This window comes from Arthrobacter sp. Leaf337, assembly GCF_001423745.1.
GTDB lineage: Bacteria > Actinomycetota > Actinomycetes > Actinomycetales > Micrococcaceae > Arthrobacter.
This window is the reverse complement of the sequence record NZ_LMPC01000029.1, coordinates 47,560-69,974: the sequence shown is the minus strand read 5'-3', so window position 1 is coordinate 69,974 and position 22,415 is coordinate 47,560. Positions and strand designations below refer to the sequence as shown.

Here is a 22,415-nt window from a genome sequence, read left to right as displayed (position 1 = left end):
CGGACCCGGTTTCCCTCATCCGGCCCTGCCATTCTCGTTGACACCTCCGGGCGCAACAAGGGTCCTTGGACCCACAGCGGGCATGACTTTAGGCCCTAGCACCGCGCGGTTCCGGCACACATCCTTGAAGAACACCTGCCGGTCCGCGGCCGGGTTCCACCCGTGAAAGCCCCTGCGAAAGGGAACGACATGAATGAGGCCAGGGATGTCCGTACCATCGTTGTCGGAGTGGATGGTTCGGACGCGTCGGTGGAAGCCCTGAAGCGGGCGCAGGGCCTTGCGGGGCAACTCGGAGCCCAGGTTGTCGCGCTGGCGTGCTGGGATTACCCACCCGTGTACGACGGCTACGTGGCCATGGGCATTAACGACTTCGATGTCCGTGCCGGGGAGATCCTGAACGAATCCGTAGCCAAGGCCTTCGGGCCGGAGACACCGCCGAACGTCGAGACCCGGCTGGTGCAGGGGCGCCCGCGTCATACCCTCATTGACGCCAGCCGGACCGCGGACATGCTGGTGGTCGGCCGCCGCGGCCACGGCGGCTTCGGCGGCCTGCTGCTAGGGTCCGTGAGTTCTGCCTGCGTTGCGCACGCGCATTGCCCGGTGCTGGTGGTGCACACCCCGGAGAAGCGTTGACGCGCGGAATGTAGACGCCGGCGAATGTAGACGCCGGCGGCCGGGCGTGCGCGGCCTGTCCGAAGGCCGCGCTGCCTACTCGAAAGCCGCGCGCCGGGGATCGGAGAGCCGGGTGTTCCACAGGTCCGGCTTCTTGACCTTGAATCGCCGGCCGGTCAGGGCCTTTGGCGCGACCCTGACGTAGTAGTCCTTGTCGCCGGGCTGCCATGGTTCCAGGAAGAGGGCATCAACCTCGTCCTTTTCGTCCTTGGCCTCGATCAGTTCGGCTTCGCCGCGGGCAACGACGCTCCAGGCCATCTCTTCATGGGCGTCATAGCCGTCGATTTCGAAAGCCACGGGCTTGGCGGTCATGGCAGCCCAGAGCTTGGTCCCGCCTGCAGTGCGGAAGACGATGCTGCGGCGCTGGAGCACGAAGTTCACCGGGAAGATCTCGGGGTGGCCGTCGACAATGAGGGCGATCCTTCCCACCGTCTCCGTGTCGAGCATGACCCAGCACTGGTCAATGGACAGCTGGCCTTCGGGCGGCGTCATGTTGTTCATGTAAACCCACGTTACGGTCCTGCCGCCATGCCCATTAGGGCCATAGGGCCCCTTGCGGCACCACAACAGCCTCTGATAGCGGACGAGCTGCGTTGTTGCGCCTTACCAGGATTGTGGCGCCTACCAGGGGCTGGGCTTGTAGTCCTTGAGGAAGACGCCGTACTGGTCCTCGCCGTTTTCGCCCATGACAATCGGGTCGTAGACCCTGGCTGCACCGTCCACGAGGTCCAGCGGTGCATGGAAGCCTTCCTCCATGAGCCTGACCTTCGTGAAGTGGGGCCGCTCATCGGTAATCCACCCGGTGTCCACCGCGGTCATCAGGATGCCGTCGGAATCAAGCATTTCCTGCGCACTGGTCCGGGTCATCATGTTCAGCGCCGCTTTGGCCATGTTCGTATGGGGGTGGCCCGGGCCCTTGTAGGCGCGTGAGAACTGGCCCTCCATGGCCGAGACGTTCACGATGTACTTCCGGTGCGCGGTGGAGCGCTTCATGGCTGCACGCAGCCGGCTTACCAGCAGGAAGGGCGCCGTGACGTTGCAGAGCTGCACCTCGAGCATTTCCAGCGGATCCACTTCGTCCACCACCTGGGTCCAGCTATTGATCGCGGCAAGATCCGGGACCAGTCCGCCGGCGTCAATGGCCGTGCCGGAGGCAATGCGTTCCAGCGATGCCGAGCCTGTCGAGAGGGCAAGGGAGGTGATGGCATCCCCGGCCAGGACGGGGTGCTCCATGACGCTGCTGGCAAGGGCGAGCGGGTGTTTGTCATGGGCATGGCCGAACGTCACCAGTTCCGGGCCGCCATTGGCTACTTCAAGGGCTGTCGGCAAGGGCTCGTCCTCGGCATCAACCAGGGGTTTGTACGCGTTCCCGGACCGGCGGACGGTCTGGGCGGCGTTGTTGATGATGATGTCCAGGGGCCCCGCGGCGTCGAGGGAGTCGGTCAGGGCCATCACCTGGGAGGGATCACGGAGGTCGATGCCCACAATCCGGAGCCGGTGAAGCCAGTCACCGCTGTCCTCCATGGCCGCGAAGCGACGTGCAGCATCCTTCGGGAACCGCGTGGTAATCGTGGTGTGGGCGCCGTCGCGGAGCAGCCGCAGCGCAATGTACATGCCGATTTTTGCGCGCCCTCCCGTGAGCAGAGCGCGCCGGCCTGTGAGGTCGGTGCGCGCATCACGCTTGCTGTGGCTGAAGGCAGCACACTCAGGGCACAACTGATGATAGAAAGCGTCAACCTGCGTGTAGTGGTTCTTGCAGATGTAGCAGGGGCGGGACCTGATGAGGTGCCCGGCAACTTTCCCCGTCGCTGAGGGTTCCAGTTTGTTCCCGCGGGTTTCGTCGTCGATCCGGTCGGGTGCAGCCGTGGCCGTCTGGGCGATCACTGCCCGGTCCGATTCCGCGATCAGGTCGCGTTTCGTGACCCGGCGGTGGCGTTTAACAGCCTTGAACATCTTGCCCGTGGCGCGGCGCACCGAGACGTAGTCAGGGTGTTCCTCGTCGTAGGCGTGGATGGTGTTGAGAACCTTGAGGCAGGCCTGGATGTCCTCAGGCGTCAAATCGGCGGTGTTCATTGGTCCAATTTTACAGCCTGGGAATCCTTCGGCCTGCCGTCAGGTTTCGGGGGATAGGGATCCGGGTCCTAGTCGGCGACCGTCACACCCAGCGTCGCTGCGTGGGCTTCGCCCAGCTTGGTCACGGTGTCCCGCACAGCCGGGTAGTTTTCCGTTGCCGCCTTTATCGCGTTGGGGACCAAGTGAAGGTTGGCGGCGGACAGTGCGCGTTCGGCGTCGTCCGGCTCGGGGACTTCCTGGCCCTTGGACAGCACGGTGATGCCCGAATCGGTGACTTTGAACCCGCGGGCCCGGTCGCGCTCCGGGTCCAGGCCGATCGCTGCGCCGGCGGGTACTTTGACGTTTTTGTCGATGATGGCGCGGTTGACTACGGCTCCTTCGCCGATCTGGACCTTGTCCATCAGGACCGAATCAACCACCCGGCTGGACGTACCCACGTAGACGTCGTTGGACAGGACTGAACCCTCCACGATGCCGCCGGAGATCACCACGCCGCTGGCCACGATCGAATCGAGCGCCGTACCCACGGTGTTTCCCTTGCCGCGAACGAACTTTGCCGGCGGGGAAATGCTCTGCCGGGTGTAAATGGGCCATTCCGAGTTGTACAAGTTGAAAACCGGCATCGGGGAAATAAGGTCCATGTGCGCATCGTAGAAGGAGTCGATGGTGCCCACGTCGCGCCAGTAAGTCCGGTCCCGTTCGGTGGAACCCGGAATGTCGTTCAGCGTGAAGTCATAAACGCCTGCTTCGCCTTTGTTGACGAAGTACGGAATGATGTCGCCACCCATATCGTGCTTAGTGTCGAGGCGCTCGGCGTCAACATGCAGGGCGTCCACCAGGGCATCGGCATCGAACACGTAGTTACCCATGGAAGCCAGGAACTGCGTCGGATCAGCGGCCAGGCCCGGAGTTGAGGACGGCTTCTCCACGAAGGCCGCAATCTTCTGGGGATCGTTCTGGTCCACTTCGATGACGCCGAACTGGTCGGCCATGTTGAGGGGCTGGCGGACGGCGGCCACCGTTGCCTTGGCGCCGCTGGCGACGTGCTGCTCCACCATCTGCGCGAAGTCCATGCGGTAGACGTGGTCCGCACCGACGACGACCACGATGTCCGGGTTGGCGTCATGGATCAGGTTCAGGGACTGGTAAATGGCATTAGCGCTGCCAAGGAACCAGCTCTTGCCCACACGCTGCTGCGCGGGGACGGAAGCAATGTAGTTTCCCAGCTGCGTGGACATCCGCCACGTTTCGGAAATGTGCCGGTCCAGGCTGTGGGATTTGTATTGCGTGAGCACCACAATCTGCAAATAACGGGAATTCACGAGGTTGGAAAGTGCAAAGTCAATCAGCCGATAGCTTCCGGCAAAAGGCACGCCGGGTTTGGCCCTGTCCGCCGTCAATGGCATCAGACGGTTGCCCTCGCCGCCTGCGAGGACAATGGCCAGGACTTTCTTATTCAACGGCATGGTGGTCGCTCCTGTACGCCTTCGTATCTTTCCCCAATAGTCCGGCACGCCCGGACCCCTTCACACTAGAACAGATACGCCGTAAGGACTACCTTGGGTATCGTGCGAATAGACATTGTGACTAAAGAGTTCCCGCCCGAGATTTACGGTGGCGCCGGGGTCCATGTGGCTGAACTGAGCCGCGTGCTGGCCAAGCATGTGGATTTGCAGGTGCGGGCCTTCGGGGCGCCCCGGGATCCCGACTATCACGGGGCGAAGGTGACGTCCTACTCCGTTCCGGAGGATCTGGGAGCCGCCAACGCCGCCGTCCAGACGCTCGGGGTCGATCTGCGCATCGTGCCGGACATCGCGGGGGCCGACCTTGTGCATTCGCACACCTGGTATGCCAACATGGCGGGCCACCTGGCCTCGCTGCTGCACGGCATCCCGCATGTGTTGAGCGCCCATAGCCTGGAGCCGCTCCGGCCGTGGAAAGCCGAACAGCTCGGGGGCGGCTACGCCTTGTCCTCCTGGGTGGAAAAGACCGCCTACGAGGCCGCCGCTGCCATCATCGCCGTGTCCGAAGGGATGCGGCAGGACATCCTGCGCAGCTACCCCGATGTGGATCCGGCCAAGGTCCGCGTGGTGCATAACGGCATTGACGTCGAACTCTGGCAGCGTGACGAGGCCGATGACGCCATCCGCGCCCTGGGCATCGATCCGGCCCTGCCCAGCGTGGTGTTCGTAGGCCGCAACACCCGCCAGAAGGGTGTTCCGTACCTGCTGCGTGCCGCGGCCAAGCTGCCGGCGGATGTCCAGCTGGTGCTGTGCCTCGGCGCGGCGGACACTCCCGAACTCGCCGCGGAAACTGCCCGCCTGATCGAGGAGCTGCAGAGTCAGCGCAGCGGAGTTGTCCTTATTGAACGGATGCTTCCGCGCAACGAACTGATCCAGGTCCTCAGCCACGCAACCGCCTTTGCCTGCCCGTCCATCTACGAACCGCTGGGGATCGTCAACCTCGAGGCCATGGCCTGCGGTGCGGCCGTGGTGGCCAGCGCCACCGGCGGGATCCCGGAAGTGGTCCAGCACGGCGAAACCGGACTGCTGGTGGATCTGGAACAGGTCACCGACGGCACCGGAACCCCGCTGGATCCGGAGAAGTTCGTCAACGAATTCGCAGCCGCCTTGACCGAGGTGGTGTCCGACCCCGAGCGCGCCCGCGCCATGGGACAGGCCGGCCGCCGCCGCGCGGAGGAGCACTTCTCCTGGGACTCCATCACGCAAACCACCCTTGAGGTGTACCGCTCGGTCCTTGCCTAAACGGAATTAATCGACGACGGCGCCGCACCCCCTAAGGGGGCGGCGCCGTCGTGGTTTCCTGCCGGTATGACTTCCTAGAAGCGGTTTTCCTACCAGCGATCGTCCTCAGACTGTCCGGACAGTGCCGGGAACCTAGCGGCGCTGAGGCTTGGACTCACGCGCCTTCTTCGCAAGAAGGACTTTCTCGTCAACGGGGGCCTTGCCGTCGGCGCGCTGCGAACGGAAGTAGGCCCTGGCTTCGTCCTGCCGGATCTGTTCGGCGCCGGTCGCAATCGCCGCCCGGAGATGCTCCGGTCCGTACCCGAAGGCGTCCACTAAATCCACTGCGTGCGGACGGATCTTGACCAGGAGCCGGTTAATGTAGTCGCCCACCGTTCGCGCACGCTGCATCGACAGCCGCCCGTTCATGAGGTACCAGGACAGGTTCTTCTCGATGAGCGAGAGTCCGAACAGGTCCCGCAGCCAGGTCAGCACCCGCTTGGTGCCCGGGTCCTTCACGTTGGCCAGGGCCTCGGTGAAGGCCTCCCACTGCAATAGCTCCGCGTGCGCCTGCGCCGCTTCGATCAGTTCGTGCTGGTGCTGGTTGAACGCCTCGGCAGCCTTCTGCTGCGGCAGCTTGTTCGTCCCCTTCAGTGCGGCTCCCGCCTCGGCAACCATGGTCTGCACCCGGTCGGTCAGCAGCAACCGCTGCGTGGCCTCGTCCCGCAGCGCAATGGCTGCCTTCTGGACGGAGCCCGTGTCGGCCACGAACTGGGCGACCTGGCGAAGGCCCGTCCGGTGGACTGCAGTGCCGGCGGCCTGGCTCACCACGTAGCGGGCCAGCACCCCGACATCGACGTTGCGGAATTCCTTGGCGTAATCCGCGAGGAGCCGCTTGGCCACCAGCTGGAGCAGCACCGTGTTATCACCTTCGAAGGTGACATAGACGTCCAGGTCGGCGCGCAGGGATGCAAAGCGGTTCTCAATCAGGAACCCGGCACCGCCGCAGGCCTCACGGCATTCCTGGAGCGTGTCGAGGGCATGCCACGTACTGAGAGGTTTGAGCGCAGCGGCCAGGGTCTCGAGGTCCTGGCGGTCCTCGTCGGAGTCGTGGGCGCCCGAGAACACGTCGTCGAATTTCTGAAGCAGCTGCTCGTGGGCGAAGCCCGCGGCGTAGGTCGTGGCCAGCCGGGTGAACAGCCGCCGCTGGTGGCGCTGGTAGTCGAGCAGCACTTCTTCGTCAGTGTGTGATGAAGCGTTGAACTGGCGGCGTTCGGTGGCGTACTGGATGGCGGTCTTGAGGGCGATCTTGCTGGCAGCCACCGCGGCACCGTCCAGCGAGACGCGGCCCTGGACCAGGGTGCCCAGCATGGTGAAAAAGCGTCGGCCGGGGCTGGCGATGGACGAGGTGTAGGCGCCGTCAGTGTCAACGTTGCCGTAGCGGTTGAGCAGGTTGGTCCGCGGGATGCGGACGTTGCTGAAATGAAGCCGGCCGTTGTCGATGCCGTTCAGGCCGCCTTTGACGCCGTCGTCCTCACCGCCGATGCCCGGCAGGAATTCCTTCGTTTCCGGATCCCGCAGGTCCACGTAGAAGGCGTGCACACCGTGGTTCACGCCGCTGGTGACCAGCTGGGCGAACACCACGGCGCCGAGCCCGTCTATGGCGGCGTTGCCGATGTAGTCCTTCCACGCTGCACGGAAAGGCGTGTTGACCACGAATTCCTGGGTGGCCGGGTCAAAGGTAGCCGTGGTGGCAATACTGGCAACATCGGAGCCGTGCCCGGTTTCCGTCATCGCGAAGCAGCCGGGAATGTCCAGATTCATGATGCCGGGCAGCCACTTGGCGTGGTGTTCCTCAGTGCCGAGGTGCATCACAGCCGAACCAAACAAGCCCCACTGGACGCCCGCCTTGATTTGCAGCGACGGATCGGCCGTGACGAGTTCCTCGAACCCGGCGATGTTGCCGCCGTGATCATCGGAACCGCCCAGCGACGCGGGAAAGGCGCGGTGGACGGCGCCGTTGTCCACCAGGTACTTGAGCTGGCCGAATGTGCGCATCCGGTGCTGCGTATGGGTCAGGCCCTCGGTCTTGTACAGTTCGGGGCGGCCTGCAAGCTCGCGCGAGTGCAGGCGGATCCGGGCCCACTTGCCCAGAAGTTGCTCACCAAGCGCCGCGACGTCGACGGACGGCGTTGCGTCTGCGCGGTGGTGTGCGCGGGCGGCGGGGCGGCTTGCCTGGCTGGCGGGGCGGTCAACTACGTCAGTCATGTCGATTCCTTCTTTGGTTCTGACAATTCACTAAGGGTCGGATGGAGCGGATCCAGGACTTCGAGTTCCGGGGCTATCCCGACGCACAGCCACGCCGTGATCTGGCGGGCCATCGTTTCCTGGTCCGGTTTGTTGGATGATTCCGGTGTGGCGAGCCACTGCTCCCCGGCATTCCGGACGAGTCCGATCGCCGCGGTAGGCCAGTACCCGATCACAGCTTCCTTGCCAGCTCCGAGGTGTTCCCGCATGGGCCGGGCGATCATGTCGCGGACTTCTTCGAAGAAGTGGCCAAGGGCACCGGCGGCGGCCATTCCGCCGGTGGTCGTTCCCGGCTCGCCCGCCGAATAGGTGGTGACGAACGTGTAGACGTGGGGACTGGTTTCAGCCATTTGGAGGTAGGCGGACACCATGGCCAGAAGCCCCTCCCTGGGCGTTTGCGCGCTCTGCGCTGCTTCCTGGATACGGCGCTGCATCTGGCTGAGCACCACCTCGCCGACTGCCTGCTGCAGGCCGGCCTTGTCGCCGAAATAGCGGTAGAACACGGACTTGGACGTGCTGGCTGCAGCCGCGATGTCCTCCATGGAAGCGTCGCTCCCCAGGGCGTGGACTGCCTTCCGAGCCGATTTGATCAGTTCGCGCCGCCGCTCCTCACGGTGCGACTGCCAGCGGGCGGCACGTCCGTCGATGGCCGTGCCGCTTGCGGAAATACCGCCGGGGGAGTTGCCGTCCCGGCGCGCGGGAGGATCAACGGGGGGAATCTTCACGATACTCAGCGTATCAGGTACGCTGGGTATCGGTAATCAGAGTTCAGCCAAAGGAGACAGCACATGTCCTTTACCGGACAGTCCGCCACCGGACCAGAGGAATCATCCAACGCCCAAGCGGCCACACATGGACGGGACTCGTTGCGCAAAGCTGTGGTGGTGGGCGGAAACCGGATTCCGTTCGCGCGGACCGGCGGCGCATATACCAAGTCTTCGAACCAGGACATGCTGACTGCAGCCCTGGACGGTCTGATCGCCCGTTTCGGCCTTCAGGATGAACGGATCGGCGAGGTTGCCGCCGGCGCCGTGCTCAAGCACTCCCGCGACTTCAACCTCACCCGGGAAGCAGTTCTGGGCTCGGCGCTCTCCGCGGAAACACCCGCCTATGACCTCCAGCAGGCGTGTGCCACGGGGCTCGAAACGGTCCTGGGCTTAGCCAACAAGATCAAGCTTGGACAGATTGATTCGGCGATTGCCGGTGGCGTCGATTCAGCATCCGATGCGCCGATTGCCGTGAGTGAGGGTCTGCGCGAGGTCCTGCTGGACCTCAACCGGGTCAAAACCCTGCCCCAGCGGCTTCAGGTCCTGAGCCGCCTTCGTCCCAAGGACCTGGCACCCGACGCCCCCAATACGGGGGAGCCCCGGACCGGGCTGTCCATGGGTGAGCACCAGGCCCTCACCACCGCACAGTGGAAGATCACACGGGAAGCCCAGGACCAGCTGGCGTACAACAGCCACCGCAACCTCGCCGCCGCCTACGATGCAGGCTTTTTCGACGATCTGCTCACGCCCTACCGTGGGCTGACCCGGGACTCAAACCTCCGCGCTGACACCACCCTGGAAAAACTGGCAACGCTCAAGCCCGTCTTCGGCAAGAACCTCGGCGCCGAGGCAACTATGACAGCGGGCAACTCCACACCCCTCACCGATGGCGCGTCCACCGTGCTTCTTGCGTCGGAGGAATGGGCCGACGCCCACGAACTTCCCAAGCTCGCCACCGTAATTGACGGCGAGGCGGCCGCCGTCGATTTCGTCCACGGCAAGGACGGTCTGCTGATGGCGCCGGCATTTGCCGTGCCGCGCCTGCTGGCCCGCAACGGCCTGACGCTCGATGACATCGACTTCTTCGAGCTCCACGAAGCGTTTGCCGGCACCGTCCTCAGCACGCTGGCCGCCTGGGAAGACGAGGAATTCGGGCGCACTCGCCTGGGCCTGGACGGCGCGCTGGGCAGCATCGACCGCTCCAAACTGAACGTCAACGGATCCTCACTGGCCGCGGGGCACCCCTTTGCTGCGACCGGCGGCCGGATCGTGGCCTCCCTGGCGAAGATGCTCCACGAAAAGGGCCGGGTGGACGGCCGTCCGGCGCGCGGCCTGATTTCCATCTGCGCCGCCGGCGGCCAAGGGGTCGTCGCCATTCTTGAAGCATTCTAAGGAGGCCGGTGTGACTGACAAGTACACACAATTTGTAAGCCGCGGAATCGGCAAGGATGTGGCCAAAAAGCTCGGCCTGCCGCAGCCGGTAGTGCTCCGGCGCTACCAGCCGGGACAGCCCCTGGTCCCCGGTCCGATCCTGGTCCAGGGCTCCAGCGACAGCGCCGACGAACTGGCCGCTGCCCTTTTGTCCTGGGACCTCGACGTCCGCCGGCATGCGGTGCCCCGGGAGAAGCTGGGCGCCATCATCCTGGTGCTTGACGAATTGGCCCGCCCCGAGGATCTGGAAGGGCCCGTCCTCGCGGCAGCAGCGTCCATCCGGGATTTGTCACCCAACGCCCGCGTCGTGACGGTGTCCCGGACAGCGGCAGGCGCGCCGGGTCCGGCGTCTGCGGCAGCGCGCCAGGGTGTGGACGGACTATTGCGCTCCCTCGCTAAAGAGTTGCGCGCCGGCGCCACGGCAAACGGCATCGTCCTTGCGGACGGGGTAACCACCACGAGTCCCAGCGCCCTGGGAGCATTGCGGTTCTTCCTCTCCGCCCGGTCGGCTTTCGTCGACGGCCAGTTCCTCACCATTGCATCCGGGGAAGGGAAACTGCCGGCCGATCCGGACAAGCCGCTGGCCGGGAAGGTCGCAGTCGTGACCGGTGCTGCCCGCGGCATCGGCGCCGCAATTGCCCGCACGCTTCACCGGGACGGGGCCACCCTGGTGGTCGTCGACATCCCTGCCGCCGGCGACCATCTGGCGGCAGTGGCCAACGAGGTCCGCGGCACAGCGCTTCAGCTAGACATCACCCGGGAAGACGCCGGGCAGCGGATCATCGACCATGCAGTGGGCAGGCACGGACGCCTGGACATAGTTGTCCACAACGCTGGCATTACCCGGGACAAGTTGCTGGCCAACATGGATCCGGACCGCTGGAACTCCGTCATTGCCGTCAACATCGCCGCCCAGCTGCGCATCAATGAGGCCTTGCTGGCGTCAGAACAGTTCCGCAACTCCCCGCGGATCGTCTCGGTCGCGTCCACCAGCGGTATCGCAGGCAACCGCGGGCAAACGAACTACGCGGCATCCAAAGGCGGCGTGATGGGCATGGTGCGTGCCACGGCACCGCTGCTCGCGGAACGCCACGGATCCATCAACGCTGTGGCGCCGGGCTTCATCGAAACCGAAATGACTGCCCGGATTCCGTTTGCCACCCGCGAAGTTGCCCGCCGCCTGAACTCCCTCCAGCAGGGCGGCCGGCCCGAAGACGTCGCAGAGGCGATCGCGTTCCTGGCGGGCGACGCCGCCGGCGGCATTACCGGCGAAGTGCTGCGGGTGTGCGGACAGAGCCTGGTGGGCGCATGACCGGTGCCCAGCCCGTGATCCTCGGGGACATGCCGTCGTTATCCAAGCTCTATGTGAATGCCGCGGCCACCGCAGCACGGCGCCGGGTGCTGGGTACTGACGCGGGGATCACGCTTCCACCCTGCGGGCATGAAGTCAGGGGAGTGCGGGCCCAGGTGGCAAATCTTACCGCCTACCAGCATCTGGTGGGCGAGACGGCAAGCGACGTTTTGCCTGCCGGATTCATTCACGCCCTGGCGTTTCCGGTGTCCATGAGCGTAATGAACCGTGACGATTTTCCGCTGCCGCTACTAGGAATGGTGCACCTGAGCAACAAAGTGGAGCAGCACGGAGCCATCCTGTTCACGGAGGCCCTGGACATCACGTCCTGGGCCGAGAACCTGGGCGGTCACCGTGCCGGCACGCAGGTTGACATCGTCGCGGAGGTTCGGCGCGCAGGGGAATCCGCGGTCCTCTGGAAGGGAACGTCCACCTACCTCGCCAAGGGCGTCTTCCTCCCCGGGATCGACAAGCCCTCGGCGCCGGCTGCACCTGCGTCGTTTTCTGCGCCGGATCCCACGGCGCTGTGGCAGTTGGGCGTTGACACGGGAAGGGCCTATGCGGCCGTGTCCGGCGACTTCAACCCCATCCACCTGAGCGTGCTCTCGGCCAAAGCCCTGGGTTTGCGCCGTTCCATAGCGCACGGCATGTACCTGGCCTCGCGGGCACTCGCCGACGTCGGCGCCGTGAAGGGGGATTCCTTCCGCTGGGATGTTGCGTTTGAAGCGCCGGTGTTCCTGCCGGCACGGGTCGCGCTGGACATCAGTTCGGTCCATACCCCTGCCGGGGCCTGGCTGTGCTCCGACTACTCCGCATGGAATCCGCGGTCCGGCCGCCGGCACTTCACAGGCAGCGTAAGTTTGCTGTAGCTCAGGACTGCCCGGCCGAGACCACCCGGAGGATCCGGTGGAGATTCAGCACGATGGATTCGGCAGCGCTGGGGGCATCCGGATTGACATCGTCGGATGCCATCCGCTCTGCCAGTGCGTCCACGGCGGTTTTGGCTGACTCAATCAGCTCGTTTTGCTTTTGCGGGTGCTCGTCTTCCATGGACCTGAGGACCTCGCTGACTGCGGCCAGTGCATCAGCCAGCGGCTCGCTGTAGGGCAGTGGGATGACGAAGGGCACGTCCTTGTCCCAAATGACGTCCGCCAGCACCTCGGTCATGTCCTGGATGTGGAAGGTAACGCTCTCCAGGCCCCTGACGTTGTTGTAGTCCCGGTCCAGGTCATGTGGATGGAGCCGGCGCCGCGGATTGGCCTGCCGGCTTGCATCCGCCTTTTGGACGGCGGCCCGAACAGCCCGGGCCGACTGGGCGAGCTCCTCCGACCGCACCGCCCAGTCTTCATGCTCGGGCGGCCATGTTTCCCTCAGGGCCTCGCCCATGTCCGAGAGCTGCTTGGCGAGCGCCCACCGGAGCTCGGCGAGGCTGAGCGCGGCAGCCTTGAAATGCAGGGGCGGGAAAACCAGCATGTTGACGGCGATACCGACGGCGACTCCGACGCCCATCTGAACAAGGTAGCCGAAGGAGAAATCGTCAGGGTTGTTTCCGCCTACCAGCAGCACCAGCAGGGCCGCCGTCGGGATCCAGTCGCGGCCGGCCCCCAGGCGCGGCAGCCCGGCCAACAGGACGCCGAGTCCCATAAAGATGGCCACGGTGACAGGCGAGGGTTTGCTGACACTGATCAGCAGGAAGGCCAGGCCGATGCCAAGCCCAAGGCCCACCAGCGTCTGGACGCCCTGCTTCATGGAACCCGACACGTTCTCGTACATGGCGACCAGTGCGCCGAGCGGGGCATAGTAAGGGTACTGGGCCGCGGCGCCGGGCATCAGGGGCGCAATGAGGAAGGAAAGCCCGGCGGCCAGCCCTGCCTTGGCTGCGAGTTTCAGCCGTGGGCCTGACAGTGCCACCGCAATGCTGTCCGTAACGGACTGCCATATCTTGCCGGCCCGCGAGGGGAGGGCCTCTTCCTGCTGTTTTGAGTTAGCCATTGGGCCTCACCATAGGGCTGTCCTGAAGCTGCTACAAGTGGATAAACCTACTCACGGGTAAGAGCTGGCGCCGTGGCCCCTCCGACGGAGGCAGCCGCCTGCCGGACCGCGTGGGCCAGCCGGTGTGCGCGGCCCGGGGTTCTGCCTTCCTCCTGCGTTCCGGGCACGTAGCCGAAGGCGAGGTCGTAGGCAGGATCCGCAAAACCCAGGGCGCCACTGGCACCTTCGTGGCCGAACGCCCGGTGGCTGCCGAAGTTGCGGCTGGGGTGCGGCTTCATAAAGACAACAGCAAAGGCGTTGTCCAGCCCGGACGCGCGGTCCAGCCCCCATACCTGTTCTTCGGACATGATCCGGATGGTTTCCGGTGACAGGAAGGCCGGACGGCCCTCTAGGCCAGTGGTGGCGGCAGCATAGAGCCGGGCCAGACCCTCTGCCGATCCCACGCCTCCGGCGCTGCTCATGCCGTGTTCGCGAATGACTCGCTGGTTGGGGAGTTCCATCACTGTGCTGACTGCGGCATTGCCGTTGAGGCCTTCAAGTCCCAGCGGGTCCAGCCAAGGCTGGCTGGGGTCGACGGTGTACAGCACGTCCCGGTAACGGGGCTCCTGCTCCGCCGGGAGCCCCAGGAAAAAGTCGATGCCGTACGGCAGCCGGATGCGTGACGCGTACAGCTCCTGGAGGGTACTGCCGGAGAGCCGCCGACAGAGTTCCTCCATGATGATGCCTATGGTCAGGGCGTGGTATCCGAACGTGGCGCCCGGCCGCCACAGCGGAGGCGCCGCAGCCAGCTTCCCGGCCGCGTCCGCCGTCGTGAATTCACTCAGCGCGAATCCTCCTTCCACCCCAAGCAGCCCGGCCCGGTGCGAGAGCGCCTCGCGGACTGTGATCGTGTCTTTTCCGTGGGCAGCGAATTCGGGCCAGTAGTGCGCCACTGTACGGTCAAGGTCCAGCAGTCCGTCCTGGACCAGGAGGGCGATGACAAACGCGGCGGCACCCTTCGAGCAGGAGTAGGTGCCCGTGATCGAGTCCGCTGCCAGGCGGGGCCCGCCGCTGACCTCCAGCACTTTCGTGCCTGAACGGTAGGCGGCAAGCTGGGCGCTGTACTGCGGGTCATCCCGGAGGAATGAATCGAACAGGCTCCGGACGGCTTGGTATTCGGGCACGGCAAAGCCTGACGAAAGTTGCATGGGACAACACTAGCGGCGCGCCAGGATCACTCCCGATCAGCGTGCGCCGTGTCCCGCGGCAACTTCCTCGCCGCTGCGGACGGGACCGGGAGCGGTGCCCGCTCCGAAGGGGCGGCCGCCCAGGGCCTCGCGGCCGTGGCCTGTCAGCCATCCGGCCAGGTCAGGCCCCTGCGGGACGATTCCGGTGGGGTTGATGTCCTCGTGGACGATGTAGTAGTGCTGCTTGATCTGCACGAAATCGATGGTGTCGCCAAATCCTGGGGTCTGGAAAAGATCCCGGGCGTAGGCCCACAGCGCCGGCATCTCGCTAAGCTTTTGCCGGTTGCACTTGAAGTGGCCGTGGTAGACGGCGTCGAAACGGACCAGCGTGGTGAACAGCCGCACGTCCGCTTCGGTGATGGTGTCGCCCACCAGGTACCGCTGGCCGGCGAGGCGTTCCTCCAGCCAGTCCAGGGCGGTCCACAGGCGTGTGTACGCGGCGTCGTAGGCGTCCTGCGAACCGGCAAAACCGCAGCGGTAGACGCCGTTGTTTACCTCGGTAAACACCCTCTTGTTAACCTCGTCGATCTCGGTCCTGAGATGGGCAGGGTAGAGTTCCGGGGCCCCGGGCCGATGGAACGCGGCCCACTCAGTGGAGAAGTCGAGCGTTATCTGCGGGAAATTATTGGTGACCACGCCGCCTGAGCGTACGTCCACGATGGCCGGCACGGTGATTCCGCGGGGGTACCCCGGGAATCTCTTGAAATACGCGTCCTGGATCCGCTCAATTCCGAGGACAAGATCAACGCCGCCCCGGTCCAGGTCAAAGGACCAGGACCGCGCGTCATGCGTAGGGCCGGGCTGCCCCAGGGAGATGGCATCCTCCAGTCCCAGCAGCCTGCGGACGATAACTGTCCTGTTCGCCCAGGGGCAGGCACGGGCTGCGATCAGGCGGTACCGTCCCGCTTCCACCGGCCACCCCGGCTCCCCGTTCCGTCCCGGCGCGCCGTCCCGGGTGATCCGGTCCTCGATGTAGTTGGTGTCCCGGGAAAATTCTTCACCGCCGGTGACGTATGAGCCCTTGGTGCTGAATCCGGGGTCGGAAGAGTGATCAGCCGCGGCGCGGAAAACTGAAGTCATGTTTCCACCCTATTGGCTCAGCAGCGTTGCAAACACCCGGGCCATGGGCTGCCAGGCCACCCACCACGAACCGGCAACCACCGCGGCGAAGAGCAGGATCCAGACGGCGGCAGGAACCGACGTGGCCCTGTAAAGGAGATGCGCGTCGGATGTGGGCAGCCTGTCCCGGCGCCGCAGGTGCACGTTTGACAGCTTGGCCAGGTCGCGGACGGCGGCCACCAGCAGGGCGAGGCCCAGTGCAATCACCACATGGCCGGTGAACTGCGGCGGGACGAAGAGCACCAGGAGTGCGCTGCCCACGACTGCTGCAGAGGTAATGAGCAGCCCCATGGCGTTGCGGATAAACAGGAACGAACCCGCCAGGATCAGCGTGCCGACGGACAACGCCGCCGGTCCCCAGCCGTTGAAACCCGACCACACCATGGCCGCTCCCACCACGCCGGGCACGGGGTAGCCCCAGAACGTGGACCAGACTGCGGGGAAGCGTCCCCTGCTGTACGTGGTGGTGGTCCCGGAGTGGTCCAGGCTCAGCCTGATACCGCCCAGGCGCTGCCCGGTAATGAGGGCAGCGAACGCATGCCCGAGTTCATGGGTGACGGTGGCCAGCAGCCCGAAGTACCGCCACGAAGCCCGGGGGAGCGACAACACCGTAGCAAGCACCACCACAATCAACAGTTCCGTCGCCGTCACCTGAGGCAAGGGCGACTGGGAGAATCCCGAAACGATACGCTCCCACAATGAACCGGCAACATCCGTCATGGCCTCGGACCTGACTTTCCGCCGGCGTGATCGATGCAATAGGGCGTCCAAGGGCGGGCTTCGAGCCGGCCCTCGGTAATCGCCACGCCGCAGATTTCACAGTGGCCGTAGCTGCCACCCGCTATCCGGGCAAGTGCCGCCTCAACCTGCGCAAGGGTGGCGCTGCTTTGCTGCATCAGCGCGGCAGCCTGGGAAAGCTCAAAGGCAATAGTGGCGCCCTCGGGATCATGCTCGTCATCGACGTTCGAGTTCTGGCGAGCAGCGTTCGCGGCGGTGATGTCGGCACGGAGCGCCGGCAGCAATATCGTTTTCCGGGCGCGCTCGGATTCAAGCAGGATCCGGAATCTCTCGACGTCAACCATAGTATTCAAGGCTAGCCCGGCGCGGGGGCCGAGTCTAAAGGGCAGAAGGTTTTCGGGCCATAAGACCCCTCACCGACGGGCCGCGCGTACGTAGAGTGAAATTGCGTAAAGCCAGTACCCGCCCGGTGAGGGGCCGCCCGCCGGACGGCAGGCGCGCACGAGATCGGGAGGGACGATGAACCATCCGTCAGAGAAGGACCCTGCTTCGGAGAACGAAGCCCTGGAGGCCGTGGAAAGGCACCACGCGAGCATGTTGAAACGCCTCACGGCGCTCGTTGCCGCTTTGACGAGTTCGGTGGAGAAACGCGATGCCGGGGGCGAGCATGATGCGCACGAGATATTGCTGGAATGGTTGGAAAACGAGTTGGTGCCCCATGCCCTCGCCGAAGAAGGCCCGCTCTACGGTGGTCCCCGGAAATCAGCGGAAGCGAGGCTGCTGGTTGAAGGCATGCTGGCAGAACACCAGGTGGTCGTGGCACTCGTCGAAGAGTTCCGTGGCGCGCGGGGCGTCGCCGCCGCCGTAGCAGCCGGCTCCATTCAACGCATCTTTGCCCTGCACCTGGATAAAGAGAACAGGCTCCTGATGCCATTTGTGGTGTCATCGCCCGAACTGTCCCTGGCCGAAGCCGTCTCAGGGCTGCACGAGCTGGTGGGCGAAGAGCACGCGCACCACCGGGGCAGCGCGCATCACTAGCACAGGGCGCAGCAGCACGAAAATAGGTGGCGCTGGTGTCCTTGCCGAAGCCCGGCGACCCAATAGAGTAAGGGCCATGGCGCATGGAACGGGACAAGAAACCACAGGGATGGCCGATGAACTGCTTCGCAAACTGGCGGCAGCCCGCGGCGTGAGCACCTCCTTCCGCGGCTGGGATGGCAGGGAACATCCCGTCGCGGCCGGGACGCTGCACGGCGTGCTGGCTGCACTGGGGGACCGAACCGGGACAGTTGATGACCTCCATGGCGCCCTGCGCGATGCGGAACAGGCGCCGTGGCATCGCCTCCTCCCGCCGTCGGTCGTTTCGAGGGAAGGCCGCGAAATCCACGTTGCCGTCCACGTCCCGCACGGAACACCCGTCAGTGTGTGGGCGGTAACCGAGGATGGGAACCGAGTGGACGCCGAGCAGCGGGACAACTGGGAGGAGCCTCGTGAAGTGGACGGCACGCTCACCGGCCGGGCCTCCTTTGCCATTTCCGGCGATCTGCCCCTGGGCTGGCACACCCTGCATGCCGACGCTGGCGGAGAACTCGCGGAATGTGCCCTGGTCATTACGCCCGAGCGGCTGGAGACCACCCGGCGTCTGGCGTCCGACCGGCAGTGGGGGCTGACAGCCCAGCTGTATTCGGTCCGGTCTTCCCGTTCATGGGGCATCGGCGATTTCTCCGACCTTGTGGACCTTGCTGCGATTGCAGGAAAGGACGGCGCGGGTTTCGTCCTGGTGAATCCCCTGCATGCGGGGGAACCCCGACCTCCCATCGAGGATTCGCCGTATCTGCCCACCACCCGCCGTTTCTTCAACCCGCTCTATATCCGCGTTGAGGACGTGCCGGAGTACGGATACCTGAACCCTGAAGCCAGGGCAGGCATCGAGAAGAACGCGGCATTGCTCCACACCGCCAATACGGCGGACGGCCTGCTGGAAAGAAACGCCAGCTACCAGGCCAAACTCGAGGCACTTGAGCTCATTTTCAAGGTCCGCCGCAGTCCCGGCCGTGTCCGCATGTTTGAAAACTTCTGCGCAGCGGAAGGCAAGGGCCTGGATGACTTCGCACTGTGGTGCACGCTCGCGGAGCGACTGCCGCCGACGGCGCCCGAGTGGTCCGGCGAGGCACTGTCACCGGACACCCCGTACTGCGACAACGTGCGTCTTGAGCAGGCGGACCGGCTGGAGTTCTACCGCTGGATGCAGTGGATCTGCGATGAGCAGCTGGCTACCGCCCAGCGGACGGCCAAACACTGCGGGATGGCCATCGGCATCGTCCATGACCTGGCCGTGGGCGTCAAGACAAACGGAGCAGACGCGTGGACGCTTCGCGGCGTGCTCGCCCAAGGCGTGACTGTCGGTGCCCCGCCAGACGTCTTCAACCAGCAGGGACAGAACTGGACCCAGCCGCCGTGGCACCCCGGACGGCTCGCGGCCGCAGGATACAAGCCGTACCGCGACATGCTGCGGACGGTACTCCGCCATGCAGGCGGCATCCGCGTGGACCACATCCTTGGACTCTTCCGCCTCTGGTGGATCCCGGAAGGAGCCGGTCCGGACGAGGGCACGTATGTGTACTACGACCATGAAGCCCTCATCGGGATCCTGGCCCTTGAAGCCCAGCGGGCCGGCGCGACCGTTGTCGGGGAGGACCTTGGCGTGTTCGAGCCGTGGGTACGGGATTACCTGACAGAGCGGGGGATCCTGGGCACGTCCATCCTATGGTTCGAACACAATGAATCAGGTCCGCTGTCCCCGGAGGAATACCGTCAACAGTGCCTGACCAGCGTCAACACCCACGATCTGCCACCGACGGCGGGTTACCTTGCGGGTGAGCACGTGACACTCCGCGAATCATTGGGCCTGCTCCTGCGGCCGGTCGAAGAGGAGCGGGCAGAGGCAGCGGCCGAACAGGAGTCCGTGCTGGCCCTTGTCCGCGAACGCGGGCTGCTTCCTGATTCGTCGGCCGACGCTCAGCGCACCGTCGAGGCGCTGTACGCCTTCACCGCCCTGACGCCGTCTGCCCTGCTGGGTGTCGCCCTTGTGGACGCCGTCGGGGAAACCCGTACGCAGAACCAGCCGGGAACGGACGCGGAACACCCTAACTGGCGCATCCCGCTTGCGGGGCCGGACGGTCCTGTGCTCATCGACGATCTGCCGGAAAACGGCCGCTTCAATTCTTTGGTGGGAGTGGTCCGGAACGCGCTCAAGCCGTCCGGCTAAGCCCGCCAGGGCATTCCTAGCGTTCTGGTCCCGGCGGATGCCCGGGATCAGTCCTTGCCGGTCCCAGGATCCGCAGTGCCTCGTTCTGCGACTCAACTTCCGCGGGGCGCAGGGTCTGTCCGCGCATGAAGCCGGCGCCGGCCAGCATCTGGCGCAACTCCGAAAGCGCCCGCGGTGTAGACACACCGATGTGCGCCATGGCATGGCAGTTAGCGCAGAGCGGCAGCAGATCCGTGACGGGATCCAGCCTGTAGGTGCTGTCGAGCATCGAAACCGGAACGGTGTGGTGGACGTCGATGAAGTCCCTGCCGGCTTCGCCGTACGCGATTTCAAAGGAAAAGCCGCAGGCGGCACAGCTGGTCCCGTAGTGGGCGATGCAGGCGCGCCGCGCCTCCGGATTCCTTTCGTACCGATTCACCACAACTGTACTCACGGCCCACGCAGGGTAGCTCCCTGGCAGCGGAAAGGTCGTCTCCGGAATCGGCGCCGGGCCTTCTAGCCGCCAGAGGTCACGGACCCGGGCTTCTGCGGCCGGGTCCATGGCCTGGCCGTTGCGGACGTCGTTCCACGGCATTTCGGGAAGGTTAGTGCTGAGGATCTCCGGCCCCACCTGGTCGCCGAGGGGAAGGAGAGAGTCGAACGCGACAATCAGGCGGGACGAAGGCCTTCCGGCAGCTCCGGAGCGCGGTCCGGGGCAGCGCCCCGCAGAGATCACCACGCCGTGCCCGAGCAGGCCCCGCCAGTGCTTTCCCCTCAACAGCAGCCAGGCGTCCGATCCATCGGGGATACCGGCCGCGCCCGCAACGCTCCACTCACTGTGGGACTGCCCGGTTTCCTGCACCTGCACGACGACGGATGTGTAGTTCCAGTCGTCCTCGCGGTCCTGGTTCCACACCAGGAAGATGGCTGTCATGCGCCCATTCTTTCAGGGCTACCGCTGAGTGAACCCGTTGGCCCTCCGAAGCGGAAGTTCACCCGCTGACGGAGTGAAGCCAGTTGAGTGCTTCGTCCTCGTCCGTGAAGTACTCGCTCGGACAGGCCGGCAGCGGGAGACCCAGCAGGCCGTGGGCAATGACTCGGTCCACGGGAGTGCTGCCCAGGATGGCGAACGCACTGACAGTGACCGCTGAGCTGTACACGCTGATCGCTTCCCTGCTGACTGAGCCCACGCCCGTGATCTCAAGTAGCACGCCGCCCCGCGTGCCCCCGGTCAAGGCCAGCAGTTCCTCCCGGGTGCGCTGCCCGTCCTCCTCCGTGATCCGGGCGCTGGGCCGGAGGGTGATCCGCGATATGCCCTGGCTTACACGGCCCACGCTGACATTGGCCCCGGTGTTGTATGTCATTGACTCCCCCAAAGGGGCAGTGCCCAGTGCAGCCGGGCGGCTGCAATTCCCCCGGCGTTTCAGGGCCGGGAAACCTGCCCCGGCGTCAATCTAACGGGGCAGGCCACCGTTGTCCATCAACCACGCAGGTTGCCGCCGCGCATCATTTGCGGGGGACATGGTGATGCTCAAGAACGTAGTCTGCAATCGCCATCGCCGAGGTCGCCGCGGGGGAGGGGGCGTTCCGTAGGAGCGTTACCGGGCCCACTCTCTCGATCGCAAAGTCGTCAAGGAGGCTGCCGTCCAGTGACCATGCCTGGGCGCGGACGCCGGCGGCAGTCTTCGCAGTGAGGTCATCCATGTGAAGTTCAGGGATAAACCTGCGGGCCTGCTGGAAGTACAGCGGCTTAACCAGGGATGCGGCAATCTCCTTGGCCCCCATGCGCCAGTGTTTCCTGGCCAGGGCCAGGGCCCCCGGCCACATGATCGACGCAGCGGTGTCCTTGAAGGACACCTTGTTCCAGCCGTAGCCCTCCCGGGCCAGGGCAGGGACAGCGTTCGGCCCCACATGGATGGTGTCGTAGACACCGCGGGTGAAGTGGACGCCCAGGAAAGGGAAGCGGGGGTCCGGGACGGGGTAGATCATGCCCCTGACGAAGTGCTGCTTCGCCGCCGACAACCCCCAATACTCTCCGCGGAAGGGCAGGATTTTAGGTGCCGGAGAGGCCCCGGCGAGTCCGGCGACGACGTCGGACTGTAGGCCGGCGCACACGATGAGGCGATCGAACGCGAAGTCGGTGTGAGTTGTTGTGACGCGGACTTCGCCGGGTCCGGGGGTGATGGCGACGACTTCATGCCCGAACAGAATTTGCCCGCCCGCGGACCGGATATCATCGGCCATGGCCTCTGTGATGGCCACAAAGTCCACGACGGCGGTGTGCGGCGAATGCAGTGCTGCAACCCCGGCGACGTGCGGTTCGACCTCGCGCATCGCGGCGGCACCGAGGCGGCGCAGCCCGGGCACGCGGTTCGCCACGGAGCGGCTTTCAATGTCTGCCAGGGCCGGAAGTTCGCCCTCCGTGAGGGCAACGACCAGTTTGCCGAGTTCCCGGTAGGGAAGATTCCTGTCGCGGCAGAAGTCACGCGTGAGCACCCGCCCGCGTTGGCATAGCCGGGCTTTCAGGGAGCCTGGCGCGTAGTAGAGGCCTGCGTGCACTACCCCGGAATTATGCCCGGTCTGGTGCGCGGCGACCCGCTGTTCCTTTTCCAGGACGGTGACGTCCGCGAGCCCGCGGCTGCTCAGGGCGCGTGCGATCGCGATGCCCACGATGCCGCCTCCAATGATGCCCACGCGTTCAGTCATTGATCCTGTCTTCCGGCCCGTTTCTTGGCTGAATTCCGCTCC

At 65.2% G+C, this 22,415-nt stretch carries 20 protein-coding genes; 7 read left to right on the top strand and 13 right to left on the bottom strand.

Going from position 1 to position 22,415, the window contains the following annotated elements:
• The first annotated feature begins 189 nt into the window (after positions 1 to 189).
• Positions 190 to 633, top strand: coding sequence for a universal stress protein (locus ASF98_RS20020; protein ID WP_055805797.1), 444 nt, complete (start codon positions 190 to 192; stop codon positions 631 to 633).
• A 75-nt stretch (positions 634 to 708) separates the two neighbouring features.
• Here ASF98_RS20020 and ASF98_RS20015 read toward each other — a convergent pair whose 3' ends face one another.
• From ASF98_RS20015 to glgC, 3 genes are all read right to left on the bottom strand, one after another.
• Positions 709 to 1,173: a pyridoxamine 5'-phosphate oxidase family protein gene (locus ASF98_RS20015; protein ID WP_055805794.1), complete on the bottom strand. Its 465-nt coding sequence runs from the start codon at positions 1,171 to 1,173 to the stop codon at positions 709 to 711.
• A gap of 120 nt (positions 1,174 to 1,293) precedes the next feature.
• On the bottom strand, positions 1,294 to 2,745 hold the full coding sequence (locus ASF98_RS20010) for an SDR family NAD(P)-dependent oxidoreductase (RefSeq protein ID WP_055805791.1): 1,452 nt from the start codon (positions 2,743 to 2,745) through the stop codon (positions 1,294 to 1,296).
• 68 nt (positions 2,746 to 2,813) lie between these two features.
• The gene (gene glgC / locus ASF98_RS20005) at positions 2,814 to 4,211 is read right to left on the bottom strand and encodes a glucose-1-phosphate adenylyltransferase (RefSeq protein WP_055805790.1); all 1,398 of its coding nucleotides are present in this window, start codon (positions 4,209 to 4,211) and stop codon (positions 2,814 to 2,816) included.
• Between the two features lie 102 nt (positions 4,212 to 4,313).
• On the opposite strand from glgC, the gene glgA reads away from it, so the two are divergent.
• Positions 4,314 to 5,510 carry a glycogen synthase gene (glgA, locus tag ASF98_RS20000; RefSeq protein ID WP_055806626.1) on the top strand — a complete coding sequence of 399 codons (1,197 nt, stop codon included), beginning with the start codon at positions 4,314 to 4,316 and terminating at the stop codon, positions 5,508 to 5,510.
• Between the two features lie 132 nt (positions 5,511 to 5,642).
• Here the strand turns inward: glgA and ASF98_RS19995 are convergent, their stop codons facing one another.
• On the bottom strand, positions 5,643 to 7,757 hold the full coding sequence (locus ASF98_RS19995) for an acyl-CoA dehydrogenase family protein (RefSeq protein ID WP_055805787.1): 2,115 nt from the start codon (positions 7,755 to 7,757) through the stop codon (positions 5,643 to 5,645).
• Positions 7,754 to 8,464 (bottom strand): TetR/AcrR family transcriptional regulator, encoded by a 711-nt coding sequence (locus ASF98_RS19990; RefSeq protein WP_055806623.1) that lies wholly within the window; start codon positions 8,462 to 8,464, stop codon positions 7,754 to 7,756. Before ASF98_RS19990 ends, ASF98_RS19995 begins: the two co-directional genes overlap by 4 nt.
• Before the next feature lie 120 nt (positions 8,465 to 8,584).
• Between ASF98_RS19990 and ASF98_RS19985 the strand changes: the two genes are divergently transcribed.
• From ASF98_RS19985 to ASF98_RS19975, 3 genes are read left to right on the top strand one after another with little or no spacing between them, the layout of a single operon-like run.
• Positions 8,585 to 9,955, top strand: coding sequence for an acetyl-CoA C-acetyltransferase (locus ASF98_RS19985; protein WP_156372488.1), 1,371 nt, complete (start codon positions 8,585 to 8,587; stop codon positions 9,953 to 9,955).
• A 10-nt stretch (positions 9,956 to 9,965) separates the two neighbouring features.
• A complete protein-coding gene (locus ASF98_RS19980) occupies positions 9,966 to 11,306 on the top strand; it encodes a 3-oxoacyl-ACP reductase (RefSeq protein WP_055805784.1) in 1,341 nt (446 codons plus the stop codon).
• Positions 11,303 to 12,214 carry a MaoC family dehydratase gene (locus ASF98_RS19975; RefSeq protein ID WP_055805782.1) on the top strand — a complete coding sequence of 304 codons (912 nt, stop codon included), beginning with the start codon at positions 11,303 to 11,305 and terminating at the stop codon, positions 12,212 to 12,214. The genes ASF98_RS19980 and ASF98_RS19975 overlap by 4 nt, the downstream gene beginning before the upstream one ends.
• Before the next feature lies 1 nt (position 12,215).
• On the opposite strand, the gene ASF98_RS19970 is transcribed toward ASF98_RS19975, so the two are convergent.
• From ASF98_RS19970 to ASF98_RS19950, 5 genes are read right to left on the bottom strand one after another with little or no spacing between them, the layout of a single operon-like run.
• Positions 12,216 to 13,337, bottom strand: coding sequence for an FUSC family protein (locus ASF98_RS19970; RefSeq protein ID WP_055805779.1), 1,122 nt, complete (start codon positions 13,335 to 13,337; stop codon positions 12,216 to 12,218).
• 47 nt (positions 13,338 to 13,384) lie between these two features.
• A complete protein-coding gene (locus ASF98_RS19965; RefSeq protein ID WP_055805776.1) occupies positions 13,385 to 14,524 on the bottom strand; it encodes a serine hydrolase domain-containing protein in 1,140 nt (379 codons plus the stop codon).
• 36 nt (positions 14,525 to 14,560) lie between these two features.
• Complete coding sequence (locus tag ASF98_RS19960; protein WP_055805774.1) at positions 14,561 to 15,643, bottom strand: glutathione S-transferase family protein; 1,083 nt, start codon at positions 15,641 to 15,643, stop codon at positions 14,561 to 14,563.
• Between the two features lie 9 nt (positions 15,644 to 15,652).
• Positions 15,653 to 16,402 (bottom strand): M50 family metallopeptidase, encoded by a 750-nt coding sequence (locus ASF98_RS19955; protein WP_055805771.1) that lies wholly within the window; start codon positions 16,400 to 16,402, stop codon positions 15,653 to 15,655.
• Positions 16,399 to 16,764 (bottom strand): TraR/DksA family transcriptional regulator, encoded by a 366-nt coding sequence (locus ASF98_RS19950; RefSeq protein WP_055805768.1) that lies wholly within the window; start codon positions 16,762 to 16,764, stop codon positions 16,399 to 16,401. The genes ASF98_RS19955 and ASF98_RS19950 overlap by 4 nt, the downstream gene beginning before the upstream one ends.
• 175 nt (positions 16,765 to 16,939) lie before the next feature.
• Here ASF98_RS19950 and ASF98_RS19945 point away from each other — a divergent pair, with 175 nt between their 5' ends.
• Together ASF98_RS19945 and malQ are read left to right on the top strand one after the other, a co-directional pair.
• On the top strand, positions 16,940 to 17,458 hold the full coding sequence (locus tag ASF98_RS19945; protein ID WP_055805765.1) for a hemerythrin domain-containing protein: 519 nt from the start codon (positions 16,940 to 16,942) through the stop codon (positions 17,456 to 17,458).
• Between the two features lie 76 nt (positions 17,459 to 17,534).
• Positions 17,535 to 19,688, top strand: a complete 2,154-nt coding sequence (gene malQ / locus ASF98_RS19940; RefSeq protein WP_055805763.1) for a 4-alpha-glucanotransferase — start codon at positions 17,535 to 17,537, stop codon at positions 19,686 to 19,688.
• 16 nt (positions 19,689 to 19,704) lie between these two features.
• Here malQ and ASF98_RS19935 read toward each other — a convergent pair whose 3' ends face one another.
• The 3 genes from ASF98_RS19935 to lhgO all read right to left on the bottom strand — a co-directional run bounded on the left by ASF98_RS19935 (position 19,705) and on the right by lhgO (position 22,373).
• Positions 19,705 to 20,601 carry an HNH endonuclease gene (locus ASF98_RS19935; RefSeq protein WP_055805760.1) on the bottom strand — a complete coding sequence of 299 codons (897 nt, stop codon included), beginning with the start codon at positions 20,599 to 20,601 and terminating at the stop codon, positions 19,705 to 19,707.
• A gap of 58 nt (positions 20,602 to 20,659) precedes the next feature.
• Positions 20,660 to 21,031 (bottom strand): STAS/SEC14 domain-containing protein, encoded by a 372-nt coding sequence (locus ASF98_RS19930; RefSeq protein ID WP_055805757.1) that lies wholly within the window; start codon positions 21,029 to 21,031, stop codon positions 20,660 to 20,662.
• 142 nt (positions 21,032 to 21,173) lie between these two features.
• On the bottom strand, positions 21,174 to 22,373 hold the full coding sequence (lhgO, locus tag ASF98_RS19925) for an L-2-hydroxyglutarate oxidase (protein WP_055805755.1): 1,200 nt from the start codon (positions 22,371 to 22,373) through the stop codon (positions 21,174 to 21,176).
• Positions 22,374 to 22,415 lie beyond the last annotated feature (42 nt).

What these genes read in the sequence shown, in the direction of transcription:
- ASF98_RS20020 (WP_055805797.1), top strand. Translation starts at nt 190, where the DNA reads ATGAATGAGGCCAGGGATGTCCGTACCATCGTTGTCGGAGTGGATGGT.
- ASF98_RS20015 (WP_055805794.1), bottom strand. Translation starts at nt 1,173, where the DNA reads ATGAACAACATGACGCCGCCCGAAGGCCAGCTGTCCATTGACCAGTGC.
- ASF98_RS20010 (WP_055805791.1), bottom strand. Translation starts at nt 2,745, where the DNA reads ATGAACACCGCCGATTTGACGCCTGAGGACATCCAGGCCTGCCTCAAG.
- glgC (WP_055805790.1), bottom strand. Translation starts at nt 4,211, where the DNA reads ATGCCGTTGAATAAGAAAGTCCTGGCCATTGTCCTCGCAGGCGGCGAG.
- ASF98_RS19995 (WP_055805787.1), bottom strand. Translation starts at nt 7,757, where the DNA reads ATGACTGACGTAGTTGACCGCCCCGCCAGCCAGGCAAGCCGCCCCGCC.
- ASF98_RS19985 (WP_156372488.1), top strand. Translation starts at nt 8,585, where the DNA reads ATGTCCTTTACCGGACAGTCCGCCACCGGACCAGAGGAATCATCCAAC.
- ASF98_RS19975 (WP_055805782.1), top strand. Translation starts at nt 11,303, where the DNA reads ATGACCGGTGCCCAGCCCGTGATCCTCGGGGACATGCCGTCGTTATCC.
- ASF98_RS19970 (WP_055805779.1), bottom strand. Translation starts at nt 13,337, where the DNA reads ATGGCTAACTCAAAACAGCAGGAAGAGGCCCTCCCCTCGCGGGCCGGC.
- ASF98_RS19965 (WP_055805776.1), bottom strand. Translation starts at nt 14,524, where the DNA reads ATGCAACTTTCGTCAGGCTTTGCCGTGCCCGAATACCAAGCCGTCCGG.
- ASF98_RS19960 (WP_055805774.1), bottom strand. Translation starts at nt 15,643, where the DNA reads ATGACTTCAGTTTTCCGCGCCGCGGCTGATCACTCTTCCGACCCCGGA.
- ASF98_RS19955 (WP_055805771.1), bottom strand. Translation starts at nt 16,402, where the DNA reads ATGACGGATGTTGCCGGTTCATTGTGGGAGCGTATCGTTTCGGGATTC.
- ASF98_RS19950 (WP_055805768.1), bottom strand. Translation starts at nt 16,764, where the DNA reads ATGGTTGACGTCGAGAGATTCCGGATCCTGCTTGAATCCGAGCGCGCC.
- ASF98_RS19945 (WP_055805765.1), top strand. Translation starts at nt 16,940, where the DNA reads ATGAACCATCCGTCAGAGAAGGACCCTGCTTCGGAGAACGAAGCCCTG.
- malQ (WP_055805763.1), top strand. Translation starts at nt 17,535, where the DNA reads ATGGCGCATGGAACGGGACAAGAAACCACAGGGATGGCCGATGAACTG.
- ASF98_RS19935 (WP_055805760.1), bottom strand. Translation starts at nt 20,601, where the DNA reads ATGACAGCCATCTTCCTGGTGTGGAACCAGGACCGCGAGGACGACTGG.
- ASF98_RS19930 (WP_055805757.1), bottom strand. Translation starts at nt 21,031, where the DNA reads ATGACATACAACACCGGGGCCAATGTCAGCGTGGGCCGTGTAAGCCAG.
- lhgO (WP_055805755.1), bottom strand. Translation starts at nt 22,373, where the DNA reads ATGACTGAACGCGTGGGCATCATTGGAGGCGGCATCGTGGGCATCGCG.